This window comes from Nocardioides jishulii (assembly GCF_006007965.1).
GTDB classification, from domain to species: Bacteria; Actinomycetota; Actinomycetes; order Propionibacteriales; family Nocardioidaceae; genus Nocardioides; species Nocardioides jishulii.
This window is the reverse complement of sequence record NZ_CP040748.1, coordinates 385,091-407,500: the sequence shown is the minus strand read 5'-3', so window position 1 is coordinate 407,500 and position 22,410 is coordinate 385,091. Positions and strand designations below refer to the sequence as shown.

20 protein-coding genes and 3 tRNA genes are annotated in these 22,410 nt (G+C 71.1%); 8 read left to right on the top strand and 15 right to left on the bottom strand.

All coding sequences use genetic code 11. The annotated features are described in order from the left end of the window. Positions 1-108: 108 nt before the first annotated feature. Both FCL41_RS01815 and FCL41_RS01810 read right to left on the bottom strand, forming a co-directional pair. A complete protein-coding gene (locus FCL41_RS01815) occupies positions 109-2,934 on the bottom strand; it encodes an FAD/NAD(P)-binding protein (protein ID WP_212723032.1) in 2,826 nt (941 codons plus the stop codon). Positions 2,935-3,018: 84 nt separating this feature from the next. Continuing rightward, a complete protein-coding gene (locus FCL41_RS01810) occupies positions 3,019-3,546 on the bottom strand; it encodes a GNAT family N-acetyltransferase (RefSeq protein WP_137064244.1) in 528 nt (175 codons plus the stop codon). Between the two features lie 152 nt (positions 3,547-3,698). Here FCL41_RS01810 and FCL41_RS01805 point away from each other — a divergent pair, with 152 nt between their 5' ends. Then, a complete protein-coding gene (locus FCL41_RS01805) occupies positions 3,699-4,343 on the top strand; it encodes a PaaI family thioesterase (protein WP_137064245.1) in 645 nt (214 codons plus the stop codon). A 50-nt stretch (positions 4,344-4,393) separates the two neighbouring features. On the opposite strand, the gene FCL41_RS01800 is transcribed toward FCL41_RS01805, so the two are convergent. Then, positions 4,394-4,738 (bottom strand): cupin domain-containing protein, encoded by a 345-nt coding sequence (locus FCL41_RS01800; RefSeq protein ID WP_137064246.1) that lies wholly within the window; start codon positions 4,736-4,738, stop codon positions 4,394-4,396. A gap of 38 nt (positions 4,739-4,776) precedes the next feature. After that, a complete protein-coding gene (locus tag FCL41_RS01795; protein ID WP_137064247.1) occupies positions 4,777-6,246 on the bottom strand; it encodes an NAD(P)/FAD-dependent oxidoreductase in 1,470 nt (489 codons plus the stop codon). A gap of 226 nt (positions 6,247-6,472) precedes the next feature. Between FCL41_RS01795 and FCL41_RS01790 the strand changes: the two genes are divergently transcribed. Next, positions 6,473-7,414, top strand: coding sequence for an ATP-binding protein (locus FCL41_RS01790; protein ID WP_170970127.1), 942 nt, complete (start codon positions 6,473-6,475; stop codon positions 7,412-7,414). A gap of 35 nt (positions 7,415-7,449) precedes the next feature. Here FCL41_RS01790 and FCL41_RS01785 read toward each other — a convergent pair whose 3' ends face one another. From FCL41_RS01785 to FCL41_RS01775, 3 genes are all read right to left on the bottom strand, one after another. Next, positions 7,450-7,806, bottom strand: a complete 357-nt coding sequence (locus FCL41_RS01785) for a metallopeptidase family protein (protein WP_137064249.1) — start codon at positions 7,804-7,806, stop codon at positions 7,450-7,452. 148 nt (positions 7,807-7,954) lie between these two features. After that, positions 7,955-8,031: transfer RNA gene (locus tag FCL41_RS01780), tRNA-Asp, on the bottom strand. A gap of 97 nt (positions 8,032-8,128) precedes the next feature. Then, positions 8,129-8,201, bottom strand: a tRNA-Glu gene (locus FCL41_RS01775). A 101-nt stretch (positions 8,202-8,302) separates the two neighbouring features. On the opposite strand from FCL41_RS01775, the gene FCL41_RS01770 reads away from it, so the two are divergent. Next, positions 8,303-8,376, top strand: a tRNA-Phe gene (locus FCL41_RS01770). Between the two features lie 131 nt (positions 8,377-8,507). On the opposite strand, the gene FCL41_RS01765 is transcribed toward FCL41_RS01770, so the two are convergent. Further along, positions 8,508-9,257, bottom strand: a complete 750-nt coding sequence (locus FCL41_RS01765; RefSeq protein WP_137064250.1) for a lytic transglycosylase domain-containing protein — start codon at positions 9,255-9,257, stop codon at positions 8,508-8,510. A 92-nt stretch (positions 9,258-9,349) separates the two neighbouring features. Here FCL41_RS01765 and FCL41_RS01760 point away from each other — a divergent pair, with 92 nt between their 5' ends. Both FCL41_RS01760 and FCL41_RS01755 read left to right on the top strand, forming a co-directional pair. Beyond that, positions 9,350-10,717 (top strand): hypothetical protein, encoded by a 1,368-nt coding sequence (locus FCL41_RS01760; protein ID WP_137064251.1) that lies wholly within the window; start codon positions 9,350-9,352, stop codon positions 10,715-10,717. Between the two features lie 83 nt (positions 10,718-10,800). Then, a complete protein-coding gene (locus FCL41_RS01755) occupies positions 10,801-11,889 on the top strand; it encodes a Glu/Leu/Phe/Val family dehydrogenase (protein ID WP_137064252.1) in 1,089 nt (362 codons plus the stop codon). Positions 11,890-11,995: 106 nt separating this feature from the next. Here FCL41_RS01755 and FCL41_RS01750 read toward each other — a convergent pair whose 3' ends face one another. The 3 genes from FCL41_RS01750 to purF form a co-directional block, all read right to left on the bottom strand. Beyond that, positions 11,996-12,181, bottom strand: coding sequence for a DUF3073 domain-containing protein (locus tag FCL41_RS01750; RefSeq protein ID WP_137064253.1), 186 nt, complete (start codon positions 12,179-12,181; stop codon positions 11,996-11,998). Between the two features lie 299 nt (positions 12,182-12,480). Further along, positions 12,481-13,554 (bottom strand): phosphoribosylformylglycinamidine cyclo-ligase, encoded by a 1,074-nt coding sequence (purM, locus tag FCL41_RS01745; protein WP_137064254.1) that lies wholly within the window; start codon positions 13,552-13,554, stop codon positions 12,481-12,483. A gap of 62 nt (positions 13,555-13,616) precedes the next feature. After that, the gene (purF, locus tag FCL41_RS01740) at positions 13,617-15,188 is read right to left on the bottom strand and encodes an amidophosphoribosyltransferase (protein ID WP_239021725.1); all 1,572 of its coding nucleotides are present in this window, start codon (positions 15,186-15,188) and stop codon (positions 13,617-13,619) included. A 283-nt stretch (positions 15,189-15,471) separates the two neighbouring features. Between purF and FCL41_RS01735 the strand changes: the two genes are divergently transcribed. From FCL41_RS01735 to FCL41_RS01725, 3 genes are all read left to right on the top strand, one after another. Further along, positions 15,472-17,217, top strand: a complete 1,746-nt coding sequence (locus FCL41_RS01735; RefSeq protein ID WP_137064255.1) for a sensor histidine kinase — start codon at positions 15,472-15,474, stop codon at positions 17,215-17,217. 185 nt (positions 17,218-17,402) lie between these two features. After that, entirely contained in the window at positions 17,403-18,062 is a 660-nt protein-coding gene (locus FCL41_RS01730; RefSeq protein ID WP_137064256.1) for a DUF6801 domain-containing protein, read from the top strand. A gap of 163 nt (positions 18,063-18,225) precedes the next feature. Then, complete coding sequence (locus FCL41_RS01725; RefSeq protein ID WP_137064257.1) at positions 18,226-18,762, top strand: hypothetical protein; 537 nt, start codon at positions 18,226-18,228, stop codon at positions 18,760-18,762. Between the two features lie 91 nt (positions 18,763-18,853). Here the strand turns inward: FCL41_RS01725 and FCL41_RS01720 are convergent, their stop codons facing one another. Genes FCL41_RS01720 through FCL41_RS01705 form a run of 4 tightly spaced genes read right to left on the bottom strand, consistent with a single transcriptional unit; the run spans position 18,854 to position 22,368 of the window. Beyond that, on the bottom strand, positions 18,854-20,194 hold the full coding sequence (locus tag FCL41_RS01720) for a dipeptidase (protein WP_137064258.1): 1,341 nt from the start codon (positions 20,192-20,194) through the stop codon (positions 18,854-18,856). A 48-nt stretch (positions 20,195-20,242) separates the two neighbouring features. Beyond that, complete coding sequence (locus tag FCL41_RS01715; RefSeq protein WP_137064259.1) at positions 20,243-21,037, bottom strand: GNAT family N-acetyltransferase; 795 nt, start codon at positions 21,035-21,037, stop codon at positions 20,243-20,245. Positions 21,038-21,057: 20 nt separating this feature from the next. After that, complete coding sequence (locus FCL41_RS01710; protein ID WP_137064260.1) at positions 21,058-21,402, bottom strand: sterol carrier family protein; 345 nt, start codon at positions 21,400-21,402, stop codon at positions 21,058-21,060. Positions 21,403-21,411: 9 nt separating this feature from the next. After that, complete coding sequence (locus tag FCL41_RS01705; RefSeq protein WP_212723033.1) at positions 21,412-22,368, bottom strand: helix-turn-helix transcriptional regulator; 957 nt, start codon at positions 22,366-22,368, stop codon at positions 21,412-21,414. Between the last annotated feature and the right edge of the window lie 42 nt (positions 22,369-22,410).

Below are 22,410 nucleotides of genomic sequence, written 5' to 3'. Positions count from 1 at the left end.
GACGATGTCTCGAGGCGGGGTCGCCGCGACGGAGCCTAACCCGCCGAACCTGCGGCCCGGCGCGCCCGTCCCGCGGAAGGACCGGGTCCTCCCGCGGGGCGACCGCGCTCAGATGCTCAGGGCACCCGGAGCAAGAGTGGCGGCGCGACGCTGGTCGAGCGGGGAGGGGCGACGGTCGAGGCGCTGGTGCAGGAGGTCTGAGGCCTGCTGCAGGCGCCCGGCCCGCACGAGCGCGTGGAGCAGCGTCTCCTCGACGATCTCGCGCTGCGCGGCCGAACCTCCGGCGCGCACCAGCATCGGCTGCACGTCGGCGAAGAGCGCGGCCGCCGTCGTCCAGTCCTCGCGCAGGAAGGCCTGCAGGCCCTCGACGACCGCGAGCACGATGCCCTCGATGACCGCGTCGTCGGAGCCGACGCAGTGGCGCCGCAGGGCCTCCAGTCGGTCACCGTCACCCGTGGCGGCGATCGCGAACGCGGCGTGCAGGGCCACGAACGGCGTCTGCGGCGCCTGCAGCAGCGCCTCGTCGACGACGTCGAGCACCGGCGCGATCGGCGGCGGCGGAGTCTCCCCGGCGAAGGCCGACGGCACGGTCAGCCCCGAGGCGGCGGTGTCCCAGTCGGAGACGGCCACGCGCCAGCGCCACAGCAGGGAGGCGGAGTCGATGAGGGAGCGTACGCCGGTCACGGCCGGCGGGGCGAGCTGCGAGTAGTAGCGCCCGCGCAGTGCCTCGGTGTCGCCCAGGGCGAGGTCGTGGAGGGCGGAGTGCCAGGCGAAGTGGGCCCGGTGCGAGGCCGAGCGACCGCTCTCGCGCACCCAGTGGTCGAGCCAGACGCGACCGTCCTCGTGCTGCCCGGTCTCGTACATGACGTGCGTCTGTGCGTGGACGGCATGGCCCGACGACGGCTCGCACGACAGCGCCGACTCCGCCAGCAGGCCGGCCTCGTCGAAGCGGCCCTGGTCCTGACGGGTGAAGGCGAGCAGCGAGATGTACCACCAGTGGTCGCCGTAGGCCGGGGCCAGGCCCTCGACCAGGTCCCAGGCCTCACGCTGCACGTCGACGACGCCGGAGAAGGCGATCGTCGGGACCGCCGCGGAGACGGCCAGCACGTCGCGCGGGTAGTTCGCGACGTGGCTCATCAACGCCCTGGCCCCGGAGTTGCGGACGTCGGAGACGCGGCGGGTGATCACGTCCACCAGCGACGCCTCACGGTCGTCGCCGCGCTTGAGCACCGCGTCCTGCGCCGCGGACAACGAGGCAGCCACGTCGGTGTGGGCACCGGACTCGTGCCCCAACATCGCCAGCGCCGCGTGGGCGAGGGCGAAGGTCGGGTCGAGCTCGGTGGCCTCACGGATCAGGTCCTCGGCACCGTCCTGGAGCAGCATGAGCCGCTCGAGGCCCGCGTTGTAGGACGCCGCGGCCTCCGCGGTGGTCGACAGCGGCAGGCCGAGGGGGTCGCGGGGGCGCGCGACCGGGTGGTGACCACCCACGACGCGACCGTCCTCGAGTCGGCGCGGCAGGGGCGCCACCGCGTCGATCACCTGGGTGGCGACGGCCAGGGCCTGCGACCGGATCTCGGGCACCGCGGTCGACTCCCACAGCTCGCCGCGGCGCAGCGCGCCCAGCGTCCAGATCGGCGCGTCGGAGTAGCCGTTGGCGTCGAGCAGGCGCCCCTCGTCGGTGCGTACGCCCATGCCGGCGGTCGCGATCGTGGCCAACGCGGCACCGGCGCGCGGGCGCAGCAGGTCGTCGAGGAACGGGTTGCGCAGCAGGCGGATGTCGTTCTGCGGGCCGGTGCAGTTGACGACCCAGCCCACCTCGCGACGCGGACCGTCGGAGAGGGTCACCGCGAGGCCACCCCGCGAGAGCGGCTCGACCTCGAGGACCTCGGCGGCGGTGGTCACGAGCTTCTCGTCGCGCCACAGCTCGTGCAGGCGGGCGCTGCTGGAGGGCGCCATCTTGTGACGGGCCACGTTCCAGGCGCCGGCGTCGGAGCGGACGAACTCGAGGCGGTCCTCCTCGCTCATCCGGCTCCACAGGGCCGAGACCTGGAACCGCAGGCCGTCGATGGCCGGGCGCCAGTCGCCGGTCGCGGCCTGGACACCCTCGACGTGGCGCAGCGCGGCCTCGCGAATCTCGGCCAGGGAGGAACCCCAGTCGGAGATGTCGGGGATCGTGGCCAGCTTGGGCACCTGGAGGTGGGCCTTGGGCAGGCGGCCACTGCGCGAGATCGCGTGCAGCGCGCGGTCAGGTCGGGCGTCGGGGCCGGTGAGGCTCAGGACGACGTCCACCATGGTGAGTCCGGTGCCGACGATGAGCACGTCGGAGGGGCCGGAACGGTCACGGCGTACGACGTCGAGCGCGCCCGGCGCCCACGGGTCCGGCACGAAGAAGGGGCTGTCCTTGAGCGCGTCCGGGGCCCACGTGTGGCCGACGGTCGGCAGTCCGGTGCCGACGACGAGGGCTTCCCCCTCGATCTCGCGCCCGTCGTCGGTCCGCACGGCGACACCCTGGGCCGTGCGACGCACCTCCGTCGCAGTGGCGCGTACGTGGTGCAACGACGCCAGCGGAGCGGCGGCACGGGCGTCGGCGAGGGTGTCGTCGAGGTAGAGCGCGAAGTTGCGACGCGGCTGGAACGAGGTGGGGTCGACCGACCCACCGAGCTCACGGCCGAGCCGGGAGACGAAGTGTCCCGGGTCCTCGGGCAGGGCGCTCATGCCCGCCGCGACGACGTTGAGGAGGTGTGCGGTGTCGGGCGTCCCGAAGGCGGTGCCGCGTCCCCACCTGTCGGCCGGGTCGACGAGGACGATGTCGAGCCCCGTCGAACGTCGCCCCGCCGTGCGGAGCAGGTGGATCGCCGCGAGCGTGCCCGCCGCGCCAGCCCCGACCACGATGATCTTGGGGCGATTGCAGTGCGCGACGTCATGAGTTGCCACGAAAATACTCCTCCAGCCGGAAAACCTTTAGTCGATCTTATTACTCGACTTCCTAGAGGAAGAATCGCCGCACCGCAACCTCCCTCACCGGCTCGTCGGGATCCAGTAGCGGCGTTTGCCGTCGATCACGTCCTCCAGCACCGCGCCGTGGGCCAGCATCGCGCGCCAGGACGCCTGGTTGTCGTCGTCGCAGGTGAGAAGCACCCGGTCGAGGCCCAGCGCAGCCGCCCGGTCGAGCGCCAGACCCAGCGCGCGCGTCGCGATCCCCTCGCCGCGTCGCGACGGGCGTACGGCGTAGCCGATGTGCCCGCCGTCGCGCCGCAGCGCATCGGTCAGCGAGTGCCGCAGCGCCAGGAAGCCGACCATCTCATCGCCCTCGACGATCCACAGGTAGTCGCACTTCACGACTCCCCCGGTCCATGGCAACCCCTCACCGTCGCGACGCAGCTGCTCGACCAGCCGCTCCAGCCGGGCGAGCGAGAGGTCGGCGAACTCCTCGAAGAGCCACCCCGACCCGTGCATGTGGGCGCCGACGCCACCGAACTCGGCCACCACCTCCACCCAGGAGGCATGCAGACGGGGGTCGGGATCGATCAGCTCAAGGGCAACCATGCCCCCATGGGACCACTCACCGACCGCCCGTGGCGACTCGTTTCCCGGCCCGCTGTGACACTGCAGCACGGGATCGACGTAGAAGTGTGACCTCCCTCGCAGTGGCCCCACGGGCGCCGGGCGCAGGCGCTCCCAGACCTAGACTCGGGCCCATGCCTGACTCCCCCCCGAGCGTCTCCCCCGAGCAGTACGCGTCCTTCACGCAGAGCGTCCGCGACCTGGCCGACGCCACCCTCCGCACCAACGCCGGAGCGGCCGAGATCGCCGCCGCGCAGGCCCAGGTCGAGGCCATCACCGCCCGTCTCGCCTCCGACCAGATCCCCGGCACCCACGGCGAGCACTGCACGGGCCCCATGGGCGTGGCCGGATGGGGCAACACCGTCGTCGGGCTGCGCAACCCCGCCGCGATGCCGTTGCACTTCAGCTACTCCGACGACGGCAACCGCCTGTGGGCCGACTTCACCCCCGGCGCGCTGTACGAGGGCCCGCCCGGGCACATGCACGGCGGCGTCATCGCGATGCTCCTCGACCAGGCGCTGGGCGAGATCGCGGTCCGCAGCGGCCGCCCGGGACTGACGGCCAACCTGAGCGTCAACTACAAGCTCCCGACCAAGCTCAACACGCCACTGCGCATCGAGGCGTGGTACGACCGCACCGAGGGCGTGAAGACCTGGACGGCCGGCCACATCACCTCCGAGCACGGCGTCTGCGCCGAGGCCGAGGGCCTCTTCATCCTGCCGCGCTGGGTGCGTGACCTTCCGCCCGAGGAGGCGGCAAAGCTGCACCAGCACGACTGAGCCAGCCAGCGGGCCGGCGGCCGGACGGCCGTCGGCTCCCTGACCGTTGCTCACTCCTCGCCGTGCCCCTGCACGGCGACGGTGAGCAGCACGGCCGAGTCCTCGACGGCCTCGAGGTCGTGCCGCTGCAGGGGGATGGGCCGGTAGTCGCCCTGCGCGCCCTCCCAGGTCTCCCCGCCGTGGTGCAGGCGGACGCGGCCGCGCAGCACCTGCAGCGTCGCCTCGCCCGGGCTCTCGTGCTCCCCCAGGCTGTGACCGGCGGCGAGCGCGATGACCGTCTGTCGCAGTGAGTGCTCGCGCCCTCCGTGGAGGGTGCGGGCACTGCGTCCTGCGTGCGCCGCCTTCGCGTCGACGATGAGCTCGTCTGCGAGCGCGGTCAGGGACAGGGCGTTCATGCAGCCTCCTCGGTCAGCCTGACGGACCCACGGGCGGGTCAGCGCGTGTGGGTGCCCCGTTCGTTGGCGTCGGTGAGCCGAGCCTCCTCGGCGGCCTGCGCCTCCAGCTCGTCGCGCCGGTCGGTGGCGAGACGGTTGGCGTCGTACTCCCCCGGCTCGGAGACCAGGTCGGCAGCCCCACCCTGCAGTCGCTGCAACGCCTGACGGGCGAAGATCTGCTGCACCGTGGTGGTGCGCTCCGACCGACCGCGGCCCAGGAACGAGATCGTCCAGTGCAGCAGCGCGGTGATGCGCCCCTTGAAACCGGTGATGTAGAAGAGGTGGACGAAGAGCCACATCAGCCAGGCGATGGTGCCGCTCAGGCGCAGCTTGCCAACCATCGCCACCGCGCGGAAGCGGCTGATGATGGCCATCGAGCCCTTGTCGTAGTACTTGAAGGGGCCCTGGGGCTCCCGGCCCTTGAGCCGTCCCTCGATCTCCTTGGCGGCGTACTTGCCGCCCTGCATGGCGACCTGCGCCACGCCGGGGAGGTTGTCGAGGCTGATCATGTCGCCCACGACGAAGACCTCGGGGTGACCGGGCAGGGTCAGGTCGGGGTTCACGGCAATGCGGCCGGCGCGGTCGAGCGGGGCGCCGGTCTGCGCCGAGAGGATCTTGCCCAGCGAGGAGGCCTGCACGCCAGCAGCCCAGATCTTGGCCACCGAGTCGATGCGCTCGGTGCGGCCGTCCTTGAAGGCGATGGTCAGGCCGCGCTCGTCGACGTCGGTGACCATGGCACCGAGGATGACCTCGACCCCGAGCTTCTCGAGCTCCTTCTGGGTCTTCGCGCCCAGCTTGGCACCGAAGGGCGGGAGCACCTGCGGGGCCGCGTCGACGAGGACCACGCGGGCCGAACGGCTGTTGATCCAGCGGAAGTCGTTGGCGAGCGTTCGGTGCGCGAGCTCGGCGATCTGACCGGCCATCTCCACACCGGTCGGACCGGCGCCCACGACCACGAAGGTCAGGTGGTGGTCGACGTTGTCGCCCTTGCTCGCCCCGAGCTCGGCCATCTCGAAGGCGCCGAAGATGCGGCCGCGCAGCTCCAGGGCGTCGTCGATGCTCTTCATGCCGGGCGCGTGCTCGGCGAAGTGGTCGTTGCCGAAGTAGGACTGGGTCGCGCCCGCGGCGACGAGGAGGGTGTCGTACTCAGTGACCGTGCGGCGACCGAGGAGCTCGGAGGTGACGAGCCGCTTCTCGAGGTCGATGTCGACGACCTCACCCAGGAGTGTCTTCGCGTTCTTCTGGTGCGAGAGGACCTCGCGCATCGGCGGTGCGATCGAGCCTTCGGACAGGATCCCGGTCGCCACCTGGTAGAGCAGCGGCTGGAAGAGGTGGTGCGTCGTCTTGGCGATCACGGTGACGTCCGCGTCGGCGTCCTTGAGGCCCTTGGCCCCGAAGAGGCCCCCGAAGCCGGAGCCGATCACGACGACGCGGTGACGGCCCGGCTGGTTGCTGATCGGGGTGGCCACGATGGTGCCTTTCCTGAGAGTCGGCGAGCACACGATGGGAATCAGTCTCCCCCTTCGGAGCACTCGCCACCAAACTACGTGGGCACTTCACGCTTGTCACACGTGAACGTTCGGCGGCCTTCCGCTGCAAAGGAGGAGGGGCGTATGTTTGCTCCACTCTCGGGAGGGGTAAATGGGCCTCAGTTCGGCCTGCCCCAGTCACATCCCCGACCGGCGAGGACCCCAGGTGCCCCTCAACAAAGAAGCTCTTCCGCTGGACGCATCACCGTCGTCCGTGGCGGCGGCGCGCCGTTGGGTCGTCACCGTGTGCGAGGAGCTGGGGCGCGACGACCTCGTCGAGTGCGCAGAGCTCGGCGTCTCCGAGCTGGTCACCAACGCAATCCTGCACGGCGAGGCGCCGCTCAGCGTGCGCGTGCGCGGCACGGTCCACCACCCCCGCATCGAGGTGTACGACGGCTCGCGGCGTCCGCCCGTCCTGCCGTCGGACCCCTTCCGCGAGCACGTCGACCACGACGACGACGACGCGTTGCTGACCACGAACGGACGCGGCCTGGCGCTGGTCGCGATGTCGTCGACCGCGTGGGGCGCCTCCGTGGAGCTGCGCGGCAAGGTCGTCTGGTTCGAGCCGGCTCGAGCCGTCCACGACCGCTACCCGCCCGGGATCATCGACGGGGTCGAGGACCCGGACTCGGACTGGACACCGCTGCCCGACTCGATGACGGTGAAGCTGCTCGACGTCGACGTGCCGCTCTTCCTGAGCACCATCACGCAGTACAGCAACCTTCGCCGCGAGCTCCGCCTGCTGGCGCTCTCCCACGACCACGACTACCCGCTGGCCGGCGACCTCTCACAGATGTTCGCGACGTTCGAGCGCCAGTTCCCGCCGTCGTCGCTGCACAGTGTCTCCGCCGCGCTCCTGAAGAGCGGCGACCGCACCGACCTGTCCTTCCAGGCCTCCCCGCGCTCCAGCCAGGTCTTCCGCACGATGTACGACATGTTCGAGCTGGCCGACTCGTTCTGCCGCAACCAGCGCCTGCTCTCGCTCGCGCGCACGCCCGAGCAGGTCGAGCTCCAGGGCTGGCTGCTCACGGAGTTCCTGCGCCAGGCGGACGGGCAGGAGCCGACCGCATGGTCGGCCCGCGCGAACGACCACGCCCACGCGTCCTGACGCGCCCTCTGACGCCTTCCGAGGGAGCCTGACCCTCAGGCGTACCCCAGCTCGTGGAGTCGTCGGTCGTCGATGCCGAAGTGGTGCGCGATCTCGTGCACGACGGTGATGCCGATCTCCTCGACGAGGTGGTCACGGTCCTCGCACATCTCGACCAACGGGCGCCGGAAGAGCAGGATCCGATCTGGCAGCCCTCCTGCGTGGTTGGCCGACCGCTCGGTCAGCGCCAACCCGTCGTAGTAGCCGAGAAGGTCGGGGTCGTCGTCAGGCGCCTCGTCCTCGACCAGCACGACGACGTTGCGCACCAACGCTGCCAGCTCGCCGGGCACCTGGTCGAGCGCCTCCTCGACGAGGGCGTCGAACTCCTGGTCGGTGACGTCGCTGAGGTCCACGCAGCGAGCCTAGTCAGACGCCGGGAAGGCGATCCCGCGTCCTCGTCCCGGTGGCTCACGACGAGCCACGACCGGGCACCGTCACACCGTCAGAAATGACTCAAGCAGAAATGACTCAAGGCCCGCTCCGTGGAGCGGGCCTTGAGGATGGCGACCCTGACGAGACTCGAACTCGCGACCTCCGCCGTGACAGGGCGGCGCGCTAACCAACTGCGCTACAGGGCCTTGCTTGTCGTGCTGTGCGCTCCTTGCGAAGCGAGTGGAACTCTAACCCATCCCGGTCTGGACCTCCCAATCGGGGGGCTCTGAGCCTTCCGGGTCGTACCCCCAACGGGATTCGAACCCGTGCTACCGCCGTGAAAGGGCGACGTCCTAGGCCGCTAGACGATGGGGGCTAGCAACGCGTCACAGCATAGGGGTCGCGCGATGAACTCCCCAAACGGGGTCGACCTCGTTTTCGCAACGTCAGACCGCTCATGTAAGGTTTCACCCGCTTGGGCAGGTAGCTCAGTTGGTACGAGCGTTCGACTGAAACTCGAAAGGTCGGCGGTTCGACCCCGCCCCTGCCCACAAGCACCGCAGGGCCCGACTTCGGTCGGGCCCTGCGGCATTTCAGCCCTGGGTCGCTCTGTCTCGCCCTGGGTCGCCCTGTCTCGCACCACGGCGCAGGTCGCCCTCACACACTCGCCCCCACGGAGGGCTCACTGCACGGCGAGCCCGTAGCGGTTCGCCGCGGCGTACACCGAGTTCACGTAGCCGTTGTCGTGGTTGTAGGAGAAGATCGCGGCGTTCCACCCCCGCGAGGTGGTCAGGTCGTGGCCGTCGTGGCAGAGGTACGCCGCCGCGCTCGCCGCCGCGTCGTCGATGTCGTGCGGGTCCTCGACGCCGTCGCCGTCACCGTCGCGGCTCCAGCGACTCCAGCTCGACGGGATGAACTGCATCGGGCCCATCGCGTGGTCCCACGTGGGGTTGCCGTGCAGGGCGGCGCTCGCGGCGCTCGCACGAATCGCGGCGAGCCCTTCGCCACCGTCCAGGGCCGGGCCGAGGATCGGCGAGGAGGAGCGGCCGTCGCGACCGAGCGTACGACCGTCGATCGTGCCGTGCTGGGACTCGACGAAGCCGATCCCCGCCAGGGTGGTCCACCCCAGCTGGCAGCCCTTCGGGGCCCCGAGCGTCGCCCGGGCGTACGCCGTCACGGCAGGGTGCGGGATGCCGGTGGCCCGGGCAGCGCGGTCGACCCACGAGGCGTCGACCAGGGGCACACCGCTCTTCCCGCCGCGCGGGGCGGCGACGGGCCGGCTGACCTGGGGCGTGACCGGAGGAACGGCTCCGGCGTCGACCTGCTGGCTCCCCGTCGTCAACGGAGGCTGGTCGGCCAGGTACTGCTGGGCGACGAAGCCCGCGGCGCCCAGGGCCACGAGCCCGGCGACCAGTGTGACGCGGACCTTCATGCCGACAGTCTTCCACCCTCCACCGAACCCGAGGAGTCCACCGCAGGGCTGACACAATGACGAGGTGCTCATCGCCTCCCCGGACCGCGCCCGTGCTCGGTGAGTTCACCGAGGTCGCGCGCCGGCGACCGATCGACCTCGTGTCGCCACGCACGGCCGTCCCCTGCCCGCCCGGCGCGGTGCGCCCGCTCCCCCGGCCTGCGCCGTACGCCGCCGTGCGCGCCACCGTCTCGCCCGACGTCGCCGCACGGGCCCGCGTCGAGCTGGCCCTGGAGAGCGGGAGCGACCGCTTCACCGCGTGGTGGGACCCGGTCTCCGGCACGGTCGGGCTCGAGGTGACCACGGGGTCGCGCACCACCAGCCACGTCAGCCGCCGCTGGGGCCGCCTGCCGCAGCGTCCGCACGCGCTGGCGCTCACGTTGACCGGCACCCACCTCACCCTCTTCTGCGGGAGGGACGGCGACTGGCGCGCCCACGCCCGCCACGACCTGCACGGACGCCGCGACGTCCGCGACCTCTCCTGGCTGGCCGCGCTGCACGCCGGGGCTCCGCAGGCCGACGGAGTGCTCCGCGACGTCGTCGGCGGCGCGTTCGGCCAGCTCGGCCTGCGCGACCTGCGCTGGGTGACCGAGGCCGACGGCGCCCCGGTGCGGAGCGGGGAACACCTCCTGCTCAGCGCCACCTCGGCAGGGCCGGGCTTCTTCGACACCGCGCACACCAGCCTGTGGCGACTCCACCCCTCCACGCTCGCCCTCGAGCACCTCTCCGACCTCTTCTTCGCCCGGTCGGAGGCGAGCGGCCGCGTCGGTGCCTACGGCGACCACGCCACCCACGTCGTCCGTGACGGCGAGCGGTGGCTCGTGGCGACCAGCACGTGGGGTGACTTCGACAAGGCGTCGCGGCCGGTCCGGGCCGTGCTCGCGGAGACCGACGCCGACCTGCTCAGCGGCGAGCACCTGCTGGCCGTGCGCGACCTGCCGCTGCCCACCGACGGCTTCCGCTCGGTCGGCGTCTGGGACCCGCACCTGCGCCGCGACGACTCCGGCTGGCGGGTCGGCTACGTGAGCGCCCGCAAGTACTTCGCCTTCCACCCCGTGCTCGCGGCCGGGCCGTCGCTCGACTCCCTCGAGGTGACGGCGTACGACGCCGGGCGGCGCGCCACCGAGGGCACGACCTGGCTCGAGGTCGATGGGCACCTGCGGGCCCTGGCGAGCGACGGCAGGGACGGCGCACGGGGTGCGCGCGAGCAGTTCGTGGTCTTCGACGACCAGCTGCGTGAGCTCGGCACGCTGGACGCTCCCTACCCCACCAACCTGCCGTGGCCGACGCTGGCGCGCACCGACGACGGGTGGCTGCTGGCCACCTTCGACGGCACCCCGGCGGGCGGCGACATCCTGGGCTACGGCACCCACGGCGACGTGGTGCTGATGCGGTCGTCGGGCGGCGCGAGCGCCCACTAGGGTGGAGTGACGCGGACCACACACCCCCGTGGCCCGCCCACCGCGCCACATCATCCACGTGGCCCCGAACGTCAGGAGTCCTGATGCCCGACGCCCCCGTCGACCTCTTCGCCGAGACCGACCACGAGCAGGTCGTCTTCGCCCACGACCCCGAGAGCGGCCTGCGCGCCGTCATCGCGATCCACTCGACCGCCCTCGGTCCGGGTCTGGGCGGCACCCGCTTCCACCCGTACGAGAGCACCGACGACGCGGTGCGCGACGTGCTCGCACTCTCCCGCGGCATGACCTACAAGAACGCCCTGGCCGGGCTCGACCTCGGTGGCGGCAAGGGCGTGATCATCGGCGACCCGCACGCCGACAAGAGCGAGGCGCTGCTGCGGGCGTACGGCCGCTTCGTCGAGAGCCTGGGCGGTCGGTACTACACCGCCTGCGACGTCGGCACCTACTCGGTCGACATGGACGTGGTGGCCCGCGAGACGTCCTACGTCACGGGCCGCACGGTCGAGCACGGCGGCGCTGGCGACTCGTCGGTGCTGACCGCGTACGGCGTCCACCAGGGCATGCGGGCCTCGGCCGCGCACCTGTGGGGAGGACCGTCACTCGAGGGACGCACCGTCGGGATCGCCGGCGTCGGCAAGGTCGGCGGGCACCTCGTGGGCCACCTCGTCGACGAGGGCGCGAAGGTCGTCATCACCGACGTGTGGGAACCCGCCCTCGAGCGGGTCGCCGACCTGTACCCCGAGGTGTCGGTGGCGGCGTCCACCGAGTCGATGCTCGCCGGCGACGCGGGCGCGCTGGACATCTATGCACCGTGCGCGCTCGGCGGCGCGATCACCCTCGGCGTCGCCCAGCACCTCGAGGCTCGCATCGTGTGCGGTGCGGCCAACAACCAGCTGACGACGCCGGAGGCAGGCGTGGTGCTCGCCCAACGAGGCGTGCTCTACGCCCCCGACTTCGCCGTCAACTCCGGTGGCGTCATCCAGGTCGCCGACGAGCTCGAGGGGTTCAACTTCGAGCGCGCGCGCCAACGGGCGCACGGCATCCACCACACCACGCTGGAGATCCTGGAACGCGCTGCGAGCGACGGCACGACGACGACCGAGGCCGCCGAACGGGTCGCCGAGCAGCGCATCCACGCGGTGGGACGTCTCCGCAGCATCCACCTGCCCTGAGGGCGCGCCTCAGGAAGCCTCGCACCAGGAGATGGTGACGGGCGGGGCGTGATCCACCGGGTACGGCGTCGAACGACGCTGCGCCCGGTGGGTCACGCCCCCACAGTCAGCGCTGAGGGTCTACGTAGTCAGACCAGTCGTCGGCATCGTCCGCCGACTGCTCTGATTCCCTGCTCCCGGTGTCACCACCGTGCAGTTCCTTGGCCAGCGCCCCGAAGTCCGTCTCGTGAGTGCGGTACTTCAGGTCGCGAGCGACCTTCGTCTGCTTAGCCTTAGCTCGGCCGCGCCCCATAGGGTCCGACCCCCTCGCACGCTTGGCCGGGGCTCTTGGCGCGAACGCCGCGGCACCCGGTCTCTGGTCTGGATACTCTCGTGGGGGCAACGTTACCGGCTGGCTGGCTGTTCCCGTACACCCAGGTCCGGTTTTACGTCGCTTTCGGCACGAAATTCGCTGACAGCGCACAGAACGGCCCGCTCACGACGCCTGAGGGCGTGACGAACGCCTCCATCGTCCGGGGTCGCCTCCGCCACCTCGCCACCCCCATGAGGTGGCGGAGGTCGCCAGCACGCCCCGTGGTGGCGACGGCGGGGTCACCAGCCCGGGTGCTGGCCCTCCAGGCGTACGCTGCCCGCCTCGGCGTCACCGGCGGCCTCACGGACCTCGCCGGCCACCCAGGCGCTGATGCCGAACTCGGCGAGGCCGGCGATCGCCGCGTCGACGTCACGGGGAGCGGTCAGCGAGACCATGCCGACGCCCTGGTTGAGGGTGGCCTCGAGGTCGGCCTGCGGCACGGAGCCGACCTGGCGGACGAGGTCGAAGATGGGCTGCGGGGTCCACGTGCCTCGGTCGATGACCGCCATCAGGGCCGGCGGCATGACGCGCTCGAGGTTGGCCGCCAGACCACCGCCGGTCACGTGGGACATGGCGTGGGTCTCGGTGCGCTTCGCGAGGTCGAGGCAGGCCTTGGCGTAGATGCGCGTCGGGACCAGCAGCTCCTCGCCCAGCGTGGTGCCGAGCTCGTCGACGTGGCGGTCGAGCTCCCACTTCGCAGTGTTGAGCATGACGTGGCGCACCAGCGAGTAGCCGTTGGAGTGCAGGCCCGAGGCCTCCATCGCGATGACCACGTCACCTGCGCGGACCCGGTCGGCGCCCAGCAGGTCGTCGGCCTCCACGACGCCCGTGGTGGCGCCCGCGACGTCGTACTCGTCGGGGGCCAGCAGGCCCGGGTGCTCGGCGGTCTCGCCGCCGATGAGGGCGGTGCCGGCGAGCGCGCAGGCCTCGGCGATGCCCTTCACGATCGCGGCGATGCGCTCGGGGACGACCTTGCCGGTCGCGATGTAGTCGGTCATGAAGAGCGGCTCGGCGCCACAGACCACGAGGTCGTCGACGACCATGCCGACGAGGTCGTGGCCGATGGTGTCGTGGACGTCCATCTTCTGGGCGATGGCGACCTTGGTGCCGACGCCGTCGGTCGAGGTCGCCAGCAGCGGACGCTTGTACTTCGTCAGCGCGGAGGCGTCGAAGAGCCCGGCGAACCCGCCGAGACCGCCCAGCATCTCGGGGCGGCGGGCCTTCTCCACCCACTCCTTCATCAGGTCGATGGCGCGGTCGGCGGCCTCGATGTCGACGCCGGCAGCGGCGTAGGCGTTGGTTGCGTCGTTCACGAGGGTGCTCCTGGGATCACGGGCGGGGGCAGCGGGGACAGAAAGGAGGGGACGGGCATACGTCAGGGGCGTTCGAGCGCGTCACCGGCACCGCCGCCGGTGAGCGAGGTGGCCAGACCGTCGACGTCGCCGGCCGTGTCGTTGAACTCCAGCGAGAGCTGGGCCTGCTCGAGCACGCTCTTGCCGCCCAGCGTCGGGTCGGGCAGCGGGATCGGGTACTCACCGTCGAAGCAGGCGCGGCACAGGTTCTGCTTGGGCACGGTGGTGGCGTCGACCAGGTCGTCGAGGTCGATGTAGCCCAGCGAGTCCGCGTCGATCGAGCGGCGGATCTCGTCGGTGGTGAGGCCGTTGGCGATCAGCTCCGCGGGAGTGGCGAAGTCGATGCCGTAGAAGCAGGGCCACTTGACCGGCGGCGAGGAGATGCGCACGTGGACCTCGCGGGCACCGGCCTCGCGCAGCATCCGGATCAGGGCGCGCTGGGTGTTGCCGCGCACGATCGAGTCGTCGACGACCACGAGGCGCTTGCCCTCGATGACGTCTCGCAGCGGGTTGAGCTTGAGGCGGATGCCGAGCTGGCGGATCGTCTGCGACGGCTGGATGAAGGTGCGCCCCACGTAGGAGTTCTTGACCAGGCCCACGCCGTAGGGGATGCCGGACTCCTCCGCGTAACCGATGGCCGAGGGGGTGCCGGACTCCGGGACCGGGATGACCAGGTCGGCCTCGGCCGGGAACTCGCGGGCGAGGCGACGGCCGATCTCGACGCGCACGCTGTGCACGCGCTGGTCGTTCATCAGGGTGTCGGGCCGGGCGAGGTAGACGAACTCGAAGAGGCAGTGCTTGGGCGCCGGGTCGGCGAAGCGATTCGTCCGCAGGCCCGACTCGTCGATCGCGACCATCTCGCCGGGCTCGATCTCGCGGATGAAGGAGGCGCCGACGATGTCGAGCGCCGCCGTCTCCGAGGCGACGACCCAGCCGCGCTCGAGGCGTCCCAGCACCAGCGGGCGGATGCCCTGGGGGTCGCGGGCGGCGTACAGCGTGTGCTCGTCCATCCAGACGAAGGAGAAGGCGCCCTTCACCTGCGGGAGCAGCTCGAGGGCGCGCTGCTCCACCGTCGTGTCCGGGTGGTCGGCCAGGAGGGCGGTGACGACGCTGGTGTCGTTGGTCGACACCGGCATGCGCTGGTCGGGGTCGGCGACCTCGGCCAGCATGGCCGCCAGGTCGGCGGTGTTGGTCAGGTTGCCGTTGTGCGCCAGCGCCAGCGACCCGTGGGGCGTGGGGTGGAAGGTGGGCTGGGCGTTGTGCCACGTGCTCGCACCGGTCGTCGAGTAGCGCGCGTGGCCGATGGCCAGGTGACCCTTGAGCGAGTCGAGCGTCGCGTCGTCGAAGACCTGTGAGACCAGGCCCATGTCCTTGTAGACGAGGATCTGTCGCCCGTTGCTGACCGCGATGCCGGCCGACTCCTGGCCGCGGTGCTGCAAGGCGTAGATGCCGAAGTAGGTCAGCTTCGCGACGTCCTCACCTGGGGCCCACACTCCGAAGACGCCACAGGCATCCTGCGGCCCCTGGTCCTGGGGATCGATGGCTGCCGACAGTCGCCCGTCGCCGCCCTTGCGCTGGTTGCTGGCCTGACCCACGTGCGCCAGTGTACGGCGCAGCACGCGTCCGGACGGCCCCAATGCCGGCGATGGACGCCCACGCGGGGCACCCAGCAGCCGTCGGCTCCCCCCCGGATACGTCAGGACCCTGCGCCCACTCCTTCGCGGCGGCAGCGAGATCAGGCAAAGAGTGAGACTGGGATCACGCAAATTGGGTATCTCATGCAGGTGTCCGCCGCTACGCTGACGGGCAAGTGTGGCAGTGCACGACGCCTTGGCGGGGACGTCGTCACACACAACCGGTCGGGGGGCAGGGATGACGGTGCGCAGCATCGACGCTGCAGTCGTCGACACCCTCGACAGCATCCTCGCCGGCGTCACCGACCTCATGGGGTTCGAGATCGCCGCCATCAGCGTCGCCCACGTCGACGGGGTGCTGGAGACCGTCGCGGTCGCCGGCAGCGACGAGGCGAAGGCTGCCCTCAAGGGGCATCGCACCGAGATCGACATGGTGCAGACCCAGCTCGTCGCAGCGGACGAGTGGGGGCCGTGGCGCTTCCTGCCGCACGACAGGCTCACGATCGGCGCGGCCGGCTTCGCCTGGATCCCTCCTGACGTCGAGGCCACCGACGACCCTGAGCGCTGGCACCCGCTCGACGTCCTCGTGGCCCCGCTGTACGACGACGACGGGCGGCTGCGGGCACTCATCTCCGTCGACAGCCCCCAGAACCGCATGCGCCCGACCGGCCAGACGCGCACCGACCTCGAGGGTTTCGTCGTCCAGACCCGACCGGCGGTGCTCAACCTCATCGAGCGCGCGGAGCTCGCCGCCCAGGTGCGACTGGCCGACGCCGCCCGCCTGGTCGTGCGCCAGGCCAGCTCCGAGCTCTCCATCGAACGGATCATCGAGGTCATCCAGAGCGCGGTCACCCGGTGCTTCGACGCCTTCGGCATGTGGATCCAGACCTTCGACGAGCGCGGCGACGGACAGGGAGCCATCCACGCCTCCAACGGCGCCGAGATCTGGCTGTCGGAGGACCTGCGACGCATCGCCCGACCGGCCGCGCGCGCGATGTGGGCCTCGCAGGACGTCGCCGCGATCGGCCAGTCGTCGATCACGCCCGACATCCTCACCGACGACCAGCGCGAGCAGATCTACTCCTTCATGAAGACGATCGACGTGACGTCGATGCTCTTCATCCCGCTGGGCGCCGGCAAGGAGTGCCTGGGCAACCTCGTCCTGACCCGCCACGGCGAGCTGCGTACGGAGTGGTCGGAGGTCGAGCGCCGCGTCGCCCTCGACATCGGCCACGACCTCGGTCGCGCGCTGCTCAACGCCCGTTCGTTCGAGCGCGAGCGTCGACTGGTGGACGAGCTGCGGCAGCTGGACTCCTACAAGTCCACGCTGATCGCGACGCTGGCCCACGAGCTGAAGAACCCGCTCACCGCGATCCTCGGCCACGCGGAGATGCTCGACGCGAGCCCAGAGCTGACGCCCTCGGCACGCAACTCCATCTCCGCCGTCGAGCGGGGGGCGGCACGCATGCAACGCCTGGTCGACGACCTCCTCGTCCTTGCGCGCGCGGGCGACCCGCACAGCGCCTTCAACCCCGCACCGGTCGACCTGCACGCAGCGGTGCTCGACGCCCTCGACCTGATGCGGGTGACGATCAACCGCAAGAAGCTCGGGGTCGTCGTCGAGGCACCCGCCGAGGGCATCAGGGTCATGGCGGAGAGTGAAGGCGTGGAGCGGGTCGTGTCCAACCTGGTCAGCAACGCGACGAAGTACACCCCCGAGGGCGGGCGGATCACCGTACGCCTGCACCCCACTGCCCGCGAGGTGCGACTCGACGTGGTCGACACGGGCATCGGCATCTCCCAGAGCGACCAGGAACACCTCTTCAGCGAGTTCTTCCGCTCCACCAACCCGGCGGCCGTCGCCCTGCCCGGGACCGGCCTCGGACTGGCCATCGTGAAGAGCATCGTGGAGCGCCACCGCGGCCGGATCACCTGCGAGTCGACGCTCGGCCGCGGCGCCACGTTCAGCGTGTTCCTCCCCCGCGCCTGACGTCCCGTGGGTAAAGAAAGTAGACAAATCTCACACTGTGAGACCGTACCTACGGATCAGTAGCCTCACAGACGCGCTGCCCTAATGTCCTTGGGAGTGCACTAGGTCACAGATTGGGAGGGAGCGGCGCCATCACGGCGCTGACCCGGTCGGTGACTTCATAGCTATTGGGAGGGAATTCCACCATGCCTGAAATCACGCCTACCCGGCGAACTGTCATCAGAACCGCCGCCTGGTCGGTCCCGGCCGTCACGGTCGCAGCCGCGGCTCCGGCCTTCGCCACGTCGCCGCCCGGCGGCGAGGTCACCTACCAGACGCTCACCAAGACGTTCCGGTTCAACCCCGTCATCCTCGGCAACGTCAACACGGACCCCGCGAACATCGTGGTCGTCAACGTGACCGCCACGGTCCCGCTCGAGGTCCCGCGCGGCGCGACGGCGGCTCCGGTCCAGACGGAGTCCACCGTGACCATCCCCGCAGGTCTCGCCGGCATCCTGGGAGGCCTGATCCTGGGCAACCCTGCCACGGTCGAAGGCACCTCGGTCTCCACGACGACCCTGTCCGGCGCCTACTCCGGCGAGTCGATCACCAACCTCACCATCCCGCGTACCCCGTTCACCAACGGGTCGGCCCTGAGTCTCACCGCGAGCGGCTCCGGCGCCGAGGGGCTCACCATCCCGGCGGGCAACCCGACCGGGGCAGTCACCCTGACCCTCGACCCCCCGCAGTCGCAGCTCCAGGGCCGCAATGCGGCCGGCAACCCGACCAACCCCACGCCGTACGCGTCGCAGCTCTCGCCGATCGCCACCGAGGACTACACCCTCGGCACCTTCACGATCGTCTGACCGACGCCTCAACCAGCGAAGCCCCCGCTCCGGCGGGGGCTTCCTGCGTGTCAGAAGCGTTACATCTTCGATTCCCGGACAATTCGTTCTGGATAGGGGTTGACCCCGGCCAGTGGTCTAGAGAATATATGTGAGATTCCCGACACCCTTTGAAGGACTCCACATGACCCACGTCACCCCGAGCCGCCGAGCCGTCATCCGTACAGCCGCCTGGTCCGTGCCGGCGGTCACCGTCGCTGCCGCGGCGCCCGCCTTCGCGGCGTCGCCGCCCGTTGCCGCACCTGACATGTCCACCACGGTGGCGTCCACCCCGACCCGAGGCACACCCGCAAGCACCCTCCACTTCGCCGCGTTCGACATGATCAACACCGGAACGGCGGACACCGCGGGCATCGTGATGACCTTCTCCAACTCAGCGGGCATCATCACTGGTCTCACCGGCACCTACTTCGGCGCCACTGTTGACCTCGACGGTTTCTCGGGGATCACGGTCACCGGTCTCGATACCAACAGCGCGACGGCAACCTTCCCGCCCAACTTCTTCGGCAAGAACGCCACCCCGACGACCCCGATGAGCACGACCGTGCGCATCAACGTCGAAACCGCGAGCACTGCGGCCACCACGATCAGCGTGACTACAGTCGCCGCCAACATCCCCTCGGGTCCCGGCAGCACCAGCACCTTCAACGTGCCCGCCTGAGCGCACTGACTCGGCCGCACGCGGCCATGACGAGGGGATGTCTCCGTCCACGCGGTGGAGACACCCCTCGTCGTCTGAGCCTCAGGCCAGGTCACTCACCCAAGTTGCGCAGCAACAGCGTCTCGGCGAGCAGGACCTTCTCCCACTCGGCGAGGTGCAGTCCCTCGTTGGCGCCGTGCGCCCGGGTGTCGGGGTCCTCGACACCCGTGACCAGCACACTGGCCTGCGGGAACGCGTCGAGGAACTCGGCGATGAACGGGATCGAGCCACCCACGCCCATGTCGACGGGGGCGGTTCCGCTCCACGCCTCGGTGAAGGCAGCGCGGGCCGCGTCGTACGCCGGACCGGTCGCCTCGATCTGGGTGGCCTCGCCGGTGTCGACGACCACCATGTCGAGCGTCGCGCCCCACGGCACGTGCTTCTCGAGGTGGGCCTGCAGCGCGGCGAGGGCGTTGGCGGAGGTGTCGGCCGGGGCCGTACGCAGGCTGAAGCGCGCCCGCGCTGCGGGGACGAGCGTGTTGGAGGCGCCGTCGACCTTGGGGGCGTCGAAGCCGGTGATCGACAGGGCAGGCTGGGTCCACAGACGCTCGACGACCGGGCCGGACCCGATCCACTCGACGCCGGGGGCGGCGCCGGACTCGGCCCGCAGGCGCTCCTCGGGGTAGTCCACGTCGGCCGCGGCGCTGCCCTTGAGGCCCTCGATGACCAGGTTGCCGGCGTCGTCGAAGCAGGAGGCGATGAGTCGGCTCAGCGTCATGATCGCGTCGGGGACGAGGCCGCCCCACATGCCGGAGTGGACGGCGTGGGTGAGCGTACGCACCTCGACGTCGAGGCGGACCAGGCCGCGCAGGCTGGTGGTGAGGGCAGGAACACCGATGTCCCAGTTGCCCGAGTCGGCGATGACGATGACGTCGGCGGCGAGCTCGTCCTTGTAGGTGGCGAGCAGGGCCGGGAGCGACTCCGAGCCCACCTCCTCCTCGCCCTCGATGAAGAGGACGAGGGTGACGGGGAGCTCGTCGCCGAAGGCGCGGGCGGCGGCGAGGTGGGTGATGACGCCCGCCTTGTCGTCGGCGGTGCCGCGGCCGTACAGACGGTCGCCGCGCTCGGTGGGCTCCCACGGCGGCGAGTCCCAGTCGGCGTGGTCGTTCTCGGGCTGCACGTCGTGGTGGGCGTACAGCAGGACGGTCGGCGCTCCCGCGGGCCCCTCCTTGCGGGCGATCACGGCAGGCGCGGAGCCGTCGTCGTTGCCCGAGACGATGCGGGCGCTGAAGCCCTCGGCGGCGAAGAGGTCGCGGACGGCCTCGGCGCTGCGCTGCACCTCACCGGCGCGGGCGGGGTCGGCCGAGACGGACTGGATCCGGACAAGATCCTCCAGGTCACGGCGCAGGCCGGGAAGAAGTTCGGTGATGCGGGCTCGGAGCGCGTCAGTCATGCGCTCCACCTTAGCGACGACGACAGCGCCCCCATCCCCGGGACGTGGTCAGGCGATCTCGCCCGGCAACGACTGGTGCAGCTCGACCGCGACCTCCGCGGTCTCGAAGCCGAGGCGGCGGTAGATCCCGTACGCCGGGCCCTCGGGGTCAGCGACGATGACCAGCTGACGCGCTCCCTGCTCCTCGACAGCGCGCTCGGCCATCCGGTGGACCAGGGTCGTGGCGATGCCCAGCCCGCGGCGACGGGGGTGGGTGGCGATGCTCTGGAAGCGGAAGACGCCGTCACCGGTGTCGTAGAGACCGGCGCTGGCGGCGAGGCGGCCGTCGACGAAGACACCCCACCGGTGCCCCAGCCCTGCGGCGACCAGGCGCTGCTCCTGCCGGGCGCGGCCCTCGACGTACGCCCGGTGGTAACGCCGGTCCTCGGCGGCGTAGACCGACAGGTCGAGGTCGACCCACTTGTCCCACTCGTCCGGGGTGAGCGGGCGGATCCCGCCACCGGCGAACGGGCGCTCGGGGGCCAGCAGGCGTTCGGCCGTCATCACGTGGGAGACGTCCTTGTCCATCCCGTCGACCTCGAACTCGCTGACGTCGACGTCGACCGGGGAGTCGATGCCGATCGCGCGGTGACGTGCGGTCGCGAACCAGGTGTCGAAGGCACCCATCACCTCCCGGGCGCCGCCGGGCGCCGGCAGCTCACGCAGCAGCATGAAGTTGCCCCAGTGGTAGGAGGGGTTGTCAGGGGTGGTCACCAGCAGGTGCGTGCCGCAGTCGGTGACCGTGCTGCCGGAGGCAGTCAGGATCGCGATGTCAGTGCGGAAGCCGAGCGAGGTGATCTGCATGGGCACATCCTGCCGTAGCGTCACGTGAGCGGGAGGTAGGGCGTCAGGTCGGCCCGCTGGCCGCTCGCCCGGACCCGCCCGGCGGCCTCCGCCTCGGACCACGACACGTCGCCGCGCGCCAGCGCGATCCAGGTCTCCGCGTCCATCTCCACCACGGCTGGCGGGGTGCCGCGCGTGTGGCGTACGCCCGGGATCACCTGGACGGCGGCGAAGGGCGGCACCCGCACCTCCACCGAGTGGCCGGGCGCCCGCTCGTTGAGAACCGCCATGTAGTGCTTGGTGAGCAGCTTGAGGTCGGCGCGCGTACGCCCGGCGAGCGCAGCCGCGACGTCCTCGGGGGTGGCGAGACGAAGATGGGCAGGCATGTCTCGAGGTTAACCAGCCGCCCGGGCGAAGCGGGCGGCCACCTCCGCCACCGCGTCGGCCAGCTCGGGCGGCGACTCGACGTGGAAGTCGGCGCCGACCTCACCGAGGACCATCAAGGGCCACCCCAGGCTGTCCACCTCCATCTCCAGGCGGCAGCCGACACCCTCAGGCGTGACCCGGCCCCAGCGCCCCACGGCTGCGACGACCTCGTCGACCGGGGCCTCGATCGTCACCCGCACCTCGTGGTGCGGCTGCGCGCGACGGATGCCGGCCCTCACGAACTCGACGGCGTCACCGCCGGGCAGGTCGCGGGGCCGGAACCGTTGCCCGGTCGGCTCCGGCGCGGTGACCCGGTCGACGCGGAAGGTGCGCCAGTCCTGGCGGTCACGGTCGTACGCCACCAGGTACCACCGGCGTCCGAGCGCGACGAGTCGGTGGGGCTCGACCCAGCGGTGGCTCGGCTCGGCGTCGCGCGCGGCGTAGTCGAAGCGCAGCGGCTCGGTGTCGCGGCACGCCTGGGCCAGGGCGCTGAGCACCGCCGCGTCGAGCACCGGCGCCCCCGACCAGGGCGCCGGGGTGTCGGTCTGCGACCGCACCGCGTCCATCTGGCGGCGCAGCAGCGGCGGCATCAGGCCGACCACCTTGGTGAGCGCCTGCAACGCCCAGTCCGGCCCTCCCCCGACACCGGCCGCCGTCCCGGCCGCTCCCCGCAGGGCCACGGCCACCGCCACGGCCTCCTCGTCGGTGAGCAGCAGCGGCGCCATCGCACCGCCCGCCCGCAGCTGGTAGCCGCCCGCGACACCGCGTACGGCGTCGACCTGGTAGCCCAGGTCGCGCAGCCGCTCCACGTCGCGGCGCAGCGTCCTGGCGCTCACCTCGAGGCGGTCGGCGAGCTCGCCGCCCGGCCAGTAGCGGTGCGTCTGCAGCAGGGAGAGGAGCCGCAGCATCCGTTGACTCGTGCTCATGGAAACGAAACTAGTCCTGATTGAGGTCAAGAAGTGACCTGA